Genomic DNA, 8,550 nt, shown 5'->3' on the forward strand with positions numbered 1-8,550 from the left:
ATCGACCAGCATCAAATGAAAATAAGGTTCCGGTAAAAAAATATGGGAATGCCATAAATAAACCTCTTGACAGGCATTCTGCACCACTAGCCTGATCTGACCACCAGTAAAGGTGAAGTCATTTGCCAGACCTTCCACAGCAATGTCTGATGCCCCTGGAATGCTCGCGGGAAGATGCAACCGCCACAGCGCTATCCGTGCTTGATAATCGGGCGCTTTAATTTCCAACTTATAGTGAAGCCGTCGGGACATTGCCAGATCCAGATTATCAGCCAGATTGGTGGTGATGATCAGGATACCGGGAAAGCTTTCCAATTCCTCCAGAAACACGCTCTGGATGGTATTCTCCGCATGATCAACCGCTCTTTCAGGAGACGAAATACGCTGATGGATAAGCTGGTCTCCTTCGTTAAGCAAAAAGACCGGGGACAAGCGCTTAACTGCCGCACGCATCTCTTGAAAGAGTTCCCTGGCCTGTTTTTCGCTTTCTCCGTAAAAAGAACCCCGGATAGCGTTGGCATTGATTTGGATCAAAGGACGCTTCAGTTCATTGGCTATCACGCCCGCTATGAAGGTCTTGCCAGTGCCGGGAACTCCGTGTAACAATATGTTGATACCTTGCTGGACATCCTTGTCACCTGTAAGCGACGCTCCCATCAAACCCCACTCTGCGAACCTATCCCTCTGGGGATTGCGCAGCCTTTGCACTATGGTGACGATCAGTTCCCGGGTTGGCTGATCCAGGATGAGTTGCTCCAGGGTCTGGGTTGGATTGATACGGGTAAGATAAGTGGAACTGGAAAGCGACCTGTCCACTTTGCCCGATTCATCTCCTGCCTTTTCTGTTTCTCCATGCAGGGCTGTCACTGCATTGGAGGTCAGTTCCATCATATAGACGGCAAAAATGGCGAAATGAGGTTCTACCAGTCCCTTTCTGCTAAGCAGATTATCATTGGCAAGCATATAGATGTAGTGCTTGCGCTCTTTGGAATTTCTTGCCAACAGCGATGCCAAGGTAGCAGGGGAAACCTGATTTGTTGTCTCTCTATTGAAGTAGTCGATCAGCAACAGGCATTTCTGCCAGAAAATGTTAAGTTTGTGTTTCTTGCAGAACTCTACCCATCTGGCAGCGCCCTTTGCGTGAATCAAAGCATCTAAATAGGAATCAAGCACCATATTAAAGTTTCTGCCATAGCATGCTCTGTTATTGGATGAGAAATCGTCAGTCAGTTCCGGATAATGCATAAAGAGCACTCCGATCATCTTCAAGATAGAATTCATTGCGGTATTGGGATTGGTCAGTCCCTTGCCAAAGGCCTTGAGTCCCGTATTGACGGGATCTTTGCCCAGGATCAGGTTCCAGAGCAAGCCATTAAGCCGTAAACCTGTGCCATACAATGCCCGAATGTCATAATGGTAATCCACTCCCATTAAGTGAGGTGTACTCAGGATTTCACGGTCGATCAAATCAACTATGGAGGCATACTGCTTATCAAGGTTATCATCCATTCCAGGCATCATTTCGCAGATCTCTGGCAAATTGAAATCCTGCTCACAGTTAGCTTTGGTCTTTTGGCAGATCCTGGCAATCAGCACCAATTCGTTGGGCTGCAGCTGATATGCTGCAAGCAGCGGGGACTTTGCTATTGAATATTGCAAAGAGCGCATAACAGAATCATGACTGGGACAATCATTCAGGTTAGCTTTGACCTTAGTGTTGGAACTATTCTGCCACTCACACTTGTTATCCGAATCGGACTCCTCATTACAAAGCTCTTCCTTATCCAGAAGATCATGAATGTAAGTAACCACCTTGCCCTGATCCTCAACATCATTCAGTTGTTCCAGATATCTCATAATACTTTTCATATCACCTACCTCCATCATATTTTTCTTTTATTATAACTTTCAGATGATGAAATTCTGAAATTTCTTTCTTATTTGAGGTATCCTCCAGAATACCAGGATCAAAAGACAATGGTAGTTTGTTACATTTTTCTATCGCAAGATTCCTTAGTTACTTACCTATAACCTCTCCCGACTGTATATCATATCTTATGACAGCGACTGGATTATTACTACCTCTTACTGGGGTTCGCCATTTTTGTTTGCAAAAATCCTGTCAGAATTTGAAGTTTTCGGTAATCTGATTTGCAGATATCCTGTTAAAAAAATAATCAATAGGGTCTTGTGTGGATGGCAATAAAAAATGGTACGAGTTGGCAAGCGAAAAGTGATACACTTGAAGAAAATGGGGAAACAAGCTCTTTGCCTGATACTCTATGTTTGAAAGCTCCTTAGGGCGAAATCGGATGGTTGACCTCCCGGTCAACTTCTTCTTGTGCTTGAACGACGAGGACGTCGTTCTTCCGAATAAAAAAGCACCTTAGGGCGACATCGCAATGGTGACCTCCTGGTCAACCTCTTCTTGTGCTTGAACGACGAGGACATCGTTCTTCCGAATAAAAAAGCCCCTAAGGAGCTTTGGGCAGAGGGCAATAATAGGTCTGGGATGAACAGGATTATGGGGATTTTTGGGATTTATAAACTTGAATGTGCTTCTATAAATGATAGGAGCATCCAAGTTTTCCTTTCTGTCCTTTCATCTTCTTTTTCGCCGTTCACCATTCACCGTTCATTCTCAATTCAATCTCTTTTTCTCTTTCTCTCTTTGTTCAAAAATCCTTATTTTCCTTTTATGTCTTTTCAATATGAAATGTATATAAGACCTTATAACTTTTTAACTTCCCGATCTCTAACCTCGGGAATTTTAAAGCTTTTTCTATGTATGGGAGACAATCCAAAGCGATGAATCATTTTAGCGTGATAGGCAGTTCCATAGCCCTTATGAGAGGCAAAACCATATTCAGGATAGAGGTCATCATAAGCCAGCATCAAATTATCTCTATGAACTTTGGCTAAAATGGAAGCAGCAGCAATAGAAGCAAAGAGTTGATCACCCTTAATTACAGCTTGGGCACAGTGTTTAAGATCCGCGTGGATATCTTTTCCGTCAATTAAACAGTATTGCGGTTTACTTGCTAATTGGAAAAATGCTGTTTTAAAACCAAGAAGAGTTGCCTGGAGGATGTTAAATTCATCTATATAAGCCGGACTTATTTCTACAATGCTGTAGTCAAGCGCATTTTCTACGATCAGAGGATAAAGCTGGGCGCGCTTTTTAGGTGTAAGCAACTTGGAATCGTTGATACCTTCAATCATCTTCTCGTAGTCTAAAACCACTGCAGCAACAACAACGGGACCGGCTAAAGCGCCGCGCCCGGCTTCATCAATTCCGGTAAAAACACCGTTAGCTTTATAGAACTCTAAGTCATTCTGATAAAGGAGAGTCAAACATTATTCCTTTTGCAGGATGAAAAACAGCCGATTATATTTTTCGTCTATAGAAGATAAATGCTTGGGATAGAGGTTCTTGGGGATTTCTATGCTGTGCACGGCGACAAGTTTTAAGGGGGAATTATTGATGAGCTCTATCAGTTCATAAGTAAGATAAACCCTTTGCTGATGGTGTTCAGTTTGGAGGTTATAGCCCATAAGATTCTTTTTAAAAAAGAGCAGATTGGATATCTGGAGTAGCTGAGAGCTTTCAAAATATGCCTGATGAACCATAATATCGTTTGCATAATAGTGTAAATCGCATAGCTGGGCAAAATTATCAATGCTGTTTTCCAGGGTGGAGATATCAAAAATATATAAACCGCCGGTTACTAAAGCGAGCGATACTTCTTGCAGCATTTTGGCAATTTGATTTGTTTGAGTAAGGTAATTGATGCTGTCAAACATACAAAGCACCAGCTGGTAATCAGTTGCGGGAATTGGATCGGTAAGAGAGGAATAATATAGTTTAGGTTTCACAGGTTTCCCTGCTGCTGCTTTTAACATATCCAGAGATCTGTCACAGGCAGTTACATCATATCCCTTTTGCACTAATTGAATAGAAACATTGGCAGTTCCGCAGGCAAGTTCCAAAATTTTATTCAGTTTCAGAGAAGAATATTCTTTGAACCATTTCAGAATATGATGCACCCATAAACTATAGTCCACCTGTGTCATATATTTATCGTAGTGTTCAGCAAAAGAGGAATAGGCATCGGCAGTATTCTTGAGGTAAAAACGGATTTCTGCAAGATCATATAGTTCATTAAGAGGACGGGACATATTGAGGAGCTGCTTTTGAGCATTAAGTAATTTATTATGCGGCTTACCGTTATTTACCCGAAGATTGCGATAATTCAATTCCGGGTGAAAGAGTTCCCAGTTTTCGCTATCCATATTTATAAGAGCTTCCACAAAACGAGAATTGGTACTTAATAAAACATAATTCGGCTTTTTGTGCTCTATAAATTCTGAGAACTCCTTAAAATATAGCAAGTTTTCTTTTTTAGGATATAAACTGGCAGCAGAATCGCCTTCTAAAACACAAGGGCATAATCCGTAACCGGCAAGATTAGTATGAAAAGGGTTATTACCTTTAAGCTCTAATACCGCTATTTCAGGATGCACATAAAAAAGTGCAGAATTGAGCTCTTTCTGCAAACAATAATAGTTATAGGAAGCAGAACTGGCAAAAAAACAGATATGTTCCGGAGCGGGAACTGGAATGGCATTGTCCTCCAATCCTTTTAGCCGTAAATTTTCTACTTGATGTTCCGGGATGTCTTTCAGTGGACAGATAAGTTCCAGCTCCAGGTTTTTACTGATAGGAAAAAACTCGCAGGAAGCGATAACTAAGGGAATTTCTTCCGGATAGAAAGTGACGATTGAGATCTTAGGCATAAAGAAATCTATTATATTTTATCACTGCTACCCGGGGTTTCCAAAGGAATGCCTTGTTTGCAGGAATCGCAATCTTCTTTGTTATAAGCGGGAATTTCCAGGCAGAGTAATGATTCCAGAGGAGCGGAAAATTCTATCATTCCTCCGCTGCGATCTACTAAAACACCGATGGCAACTACTTCCAAACCGTTATTGGCAGCGCAGGAAATAACTTCCTTTATGCTGCCTCCGGTAGTTAAAACATCTTCTACAATAGCAACATTAAGCATTTCCGAAAGGTCAAATCCACTACGAATAATCATTTCACTATCTTTGCGCTGGGTAAAAAGAAAGCTTTTATTCATCAGTAAAGCTGTTTCAAAGCCCAGAGCGATAGCTCCGTATGCAGGACTGATGATGGCGTCAAAGTTATATTTGGCTAAGCGTTCCGCAAGGCGTTTACAGAGGTTATGGGCAGCAGCAGGATTTTGCAAAATTCTTATTTTCTCTATATACTGGTTGCTGTGTTTGCCGGAAGTTAACTGAAAATGACCTTCCCTTAAAGCTCCTTCACCTTCCAGAATGCGCGTTACATAATCCGAATCCTCCAGCCCGGTGATTAGTTCTTTAGCTTCTGCTACTTCATCTTCCGGAACTCTAAGCTCAATTTGATACATATCACCTGCGATGGAAGCATACATACTCATCATTCGTTCATTCATCAGGTTTGGGTGAAAACCTGAATCCTCCAGCAAACCCTTTGCCAGTTCCGCTTCAAAGGGATTGGTGTAAGTAGCGATAGTAATTAAGGTTATCTCTTCCATTTTTCTCCTCCATTTAGAGCTGTCCAAAAAAGGTTTGATATTCCCAAGCGAGCAGGAATACAAATAAAGAACATACTTTCAGAAGTCCCTGTCCTCTTTGGCAATTTTAATTTTGCCAATCCACATGTTTACAACTTTCTGGCAAAGCAGAAAGTTTACCTAAACCAAAAGCGCCAGGAACCGGAAAGATTCGATCAGAAGGTTTCATCGTGATAGAAACGGTTCCTGGCTCTAATTTATTTCCGTTTAGTTATATTGTTTAGCAATATCCATTCCGCGTTTGATGGCAGCAAGGTTTTTCGTTAGTAAATCGGGATTTTTTTCTTGCATAAAGGAAGTTAAGTTACCTTCCAGAGTTTCGTATTTTATAATATCGGTTTTACCAATTACAACCCCGGTCGCCACCATATTCAGCACAATTATACTGCCGAGCTGAGTAGCAATATCATTCATCGGAACGGCAATTTGAATAATATCTTCGCGTTTACATCCACGAGGGCACATATTGGTGTTATAAATTAAGATACCACCGGAACGCATAGAAGGAGCAAATTTATCTATTGAGGGCTGATTTAAAGCCACCAACACATCTGGGAAGCTAACAATTGGCGAGGCAATCGGCTCAGTAGAAACCACCGTAGAAACATTGGCAGTTCCACCTCTCATTTCCGGTCCGTAAGAAGGCAGCCAGGAAACATTTTTCCCTTCCTGCATTGCTGCCTGAGCAATGAATTTGCCTATAGTAAGAACACCTTGACCGCCAAAACCGGCACAAATCATTTCTATAGTCATTATTCCACTCCTTCGCCTTTATCACGATAAACGCCTAATTTGAAGAAAGGCAGCATATTTTCCTTTGCCCATTGTCTTGCCTGTTCGGGTTCATAACCCCAATTGGTAGGGCAGGTGCTGATAAATTCTATAAAAGTAAAACCGCGATTTTCCTTATTATAGCGAATAGCTTTGTTCACGGCTCTTTTAGCTTTAATAATATCGGCAGGGCTTAGAAGGGAAACCCTTTCAATATAATAGGGGGCTACTAAAGTTGCCAGCAATTCGCAAACCCGAATAGGATAACCGATATCATCTACATTCCTGCCGTAAGGACTGGTGGTTGTTTTCATATTAGGTAAAGTTGTGGGAGCCATTTGTCCGCCTGTCATACCATAAATTGCATTATTAACGAAGAAAACGCTTATCTTTTCTCCGCGATTGGCAGAATGAACAATTTCCGCAGTTCCGATAGCAGCTAAATCACCATCTCCTTGATAGGTAAATATATGCATATCGGGACGGGCTCTTTTTATGCCTGTAGCAACGGCAGGAGCGCGTCCATGAGCTGCTTCAGCCATATCACAATTAAAATAGTTATAGGCAAAAACAGCGCAACCGACAGGTGCCACACCGGCTATTTGATTGATTAAACCATTCTCATCAATTGCCTCGGCAATTAAACGATGAGCTACTCCATGCATACATCCGGGACAGTAATGGAAAGGGACTTTAGTAAGTGCTTCAGGGCGTTTTGCAATAATTTCCATTTTTTCCTCCTTCCTTTAAAAACATTCTTCCAGTTTTTCTTTGATTTCAGCGGGAGTAAAAACAACGCCTCCCACTTTTCCCCAAAAATCAACCGGAACCTTTCCTTCTACAGCAATTTTTACATCTTCTACCATTTGTCCCGAATTGAGTTCAAATACATATACCTTTTTCACATTTTTCCCGATTGCCTGTTTGATTGCTTCATAGGGATAGGGCCAAACGCGAATAGGACGAATTAAACCAACGCTTTTACCTTCTTTTTGAACTTCGTTAATAGCCGATTTTACTACCCGGCTGGCAGTTCCCCAGGCAACGCACAACACTTCGTTATCATCCGAAATGTTATAGGTCTCATAGCGAATTTCGTTTTTTTGGATTTCGGCATATTTTTTTAATAGACCTAAAACATGCTGTTCCAAAACCTGGGGGTCAAGTTCCAGAGAATTTATTTCATGATGGTGTTTTTTATCACCATCTTCATTGGGACAAATACACCAGGAAAGATGTTGATTGGCAAGTTCTTGCAATTCTGCATCTGTTTTTGCCGGTTTAAATTCAACGGGCTCCATCATTTGCCCCAGCATTCCATCGGCAAGAATCATAACGGGATTGCGATATTTATCTGCCAAATCAAATGCTTCACTTGCCATATCGGCAAATTCCTGAACTGAACTCGGAGCCAAAACAATTAAACGATAATCGCCATGGCCTCCGCCTTTAGTTGCTTGAAAATAATCACCTTGTGCGGGCTGGATATCTCCCAAACCGGGACCACCGCGTTGAACATTAACAACAACGCAGGGAAGTTCTGCTCCGGCAATATAAGATAGACCTTCCATTTTCAGTGAAATGCCCGGAGAGGAAGAAGAAGTCATTACTCTTTTTCCACTTCCGGCAGCTCCGTAAACCATATTAATGGCAGCAACTTCACTTTCCGCTTGAATAAAGGTTCCTTTAACCTTGGGCATCATCTTTGCCATATATTCAATTAATTCGCTTTGGGGGGTGATGGGATAGGCAAAATACAAACGACAGCCACTGCGAATAGCCGCTTCTGCAATTGCCTCATTTCCTTTCATTAAAATTTTGGACATTTATAACCTCACTTCTCAATCGTTATTGCCACATCGGGACAGGTTATATAACACATTTTGCAGGCAGTACATTTTTCCTGCTCAATACACTCGGCATAGTTGTAACCCTTGGCATTAATATTTTCCGATAAGCGGATAATCTTCCGGGGACAAGCATTAATGCACAAGCCGCAACCTTTGCAATAATTGGGGTCAACAGTCATTCTTGGCATATCAAACACCTCACTTTTCTTATTTTTTTCCTTTCTGTGATAAACCATTTTTTTGCCTTATTCTGTCAAACTATTTCTTTTTAAAACCGGAGGAACGACATC

8 protein-coding genes are annotated in these 8,550 nt (G+C 41.6%); all 8 read right to left on the reverse strand.

All coding sequences use genetic code 11. The annotated features are described in order from the left end of the window. Positions 1–1,869: ATP-binding protein (locus PLE33_03170; protein ID HPS60247.1), on the reverse strand; the 1,869-nt coding region annotated here is incomplete at its 3' end. An 861-nt stretch (positions 1,870–2,730) separates the two neighbouring features. Further along, entirely contained in the window at positions 2,731–3,354 is a 624-nt protein-coding gene (locus PLE33_03175; protein HPS60248.1) for a ribonuclease HII, read from the reverse strand. A gap of 3 nt (positions 3,355–3,357) precedes the next feature. Further along, the gene (locus PLE33_03180) at positions 3,358–4,797 is read right to left on the reverse strand and encodes a class I SAM-dependent methyltransferase (GenBank protein HPS60249.1); all 1,440 of its coding nucleotides are present in this window, start codon (positions 4,795–4,797) and stop codon (positions 3,358–3,360) included. 11 nt (positions 4,798–4,808) lie between these two features. Then, the gene (pyrE, locus tag PLE33_03185) at positions 4,809–5,600 is read right to left on the reverse strand and encodes an orotate phosphoribosyltransferase (GenBank protein ID HPS60250.1); all 792 of its coding nucleotides are present in this window, start codon (positions 5,598–5,600) and stop codon (positions 4,809–4,811) included. 246 nt (positions 5,601–5,846) lie between these two features. Further along, positions 5,847–6,392, reverse strand: coding sequence for a 2-oxoacid:acceptor oxidoreductase family protein (locus PLE33_03190; protein HPS60251.1), 546 nt, complete (start codon positions 6,390–6,392; stop codon positions 5,847–5,849). After that, on the reverse strand, positions 6,392–7,141 hold the full coding sequence (locus tag PLE33_03195) for a thiamine pyrophosphate-dependent enzyme (protein HPS60252.1): 750 nt from the start codon (positions 7,139–7,141) through the stop codon (positions 6,392–6,394). Before PLE33_03195 ends, PLE33_03190 begins: the two co-directional genes overlap by 1 nt. Positions 7,142–7,156: 15 nt before the next feature. Next, on the reverse strand, positions 7,157–8,236 hold the full coding sequence (locus PLE33_03200; protein HPS60253.1) for a 3-methyl-2-oxobutanoate dehydrogenase subunit VorB: 1,080 nt from the start codon (positions 8,234–8,236) through the stop codon (positions 7,157–7,159). 8 nt (positions 8,237–8,244) lie between these two features. Continuing rightward, the gene (locus PLE33_03205; GenBank protein HPS60254.1) at positions 8,245–8,448 is read right to left on the reverse strand and encodes a ferredoxin family protein; all 204 of its coding nucleotides are present in this window, start codon (positions 8,446–8,448) and stop codon (positions 8,245–8,247) included. Between the last annotated feature and the right edge of the window lie 102 nt (positions 8,449–8,550).

It is taken from the genome of Candidatus Cloacimonas sp. (assembly GCA_035403355.1).
Taxonomy (GTDB): domain Bacteria; phylum Cloacimonadota; class Cloacimonadia; order Cloacimonadales; family Cloacimonadaceae; genus Cloacimonas.

Excerpts from the sequence above, each read along its gene's own strand:
- PLE33_03200 (HPS60253.1), bottom strand. The coding sequence starts at position 8,236 with ATGTCCAAAATTTTAATGAAAGGAAATGAGGCAATTGCAGAAGCGGCT.
- PLE33_03205 (HPS60254.1), bottom strand. The coding sequence starts at position 8,448 with ATGCCAAGAATGACTGTTGACCCCAATTATTGCAAAGGTTGCGGCTTG.
- PLE33_03190 (HPS60251.1), bottom strand. The coding sequence starts at position 6,392 with ATGACTATAGAAATGATTTGTGCCGGTTTTGGCGGTCAAGGTGTTCTT.
- PLE33_03180 (HPS60249.1), bottom strand. The coding sequence starts at position 4,797 with ATGCCTAAGATCTCAATCGTCACTTTCTATCCGGAAGAAATTCCCTTA.
- pyrE (HPS60250.1), bottom strand. The coding sequence starts at position 5,600 with ATGGAAGAGATAACCTTAATTACTATCGCTACTTACACCAATCCCTTT.
- PLE33_03195 (HPS60252.1), bottom strand. The coding sequence starts at position 7,141 with ATGGAAATTATTGCAAAACGCCCTGAAGCACTTACTAAAGTCCCTTTC.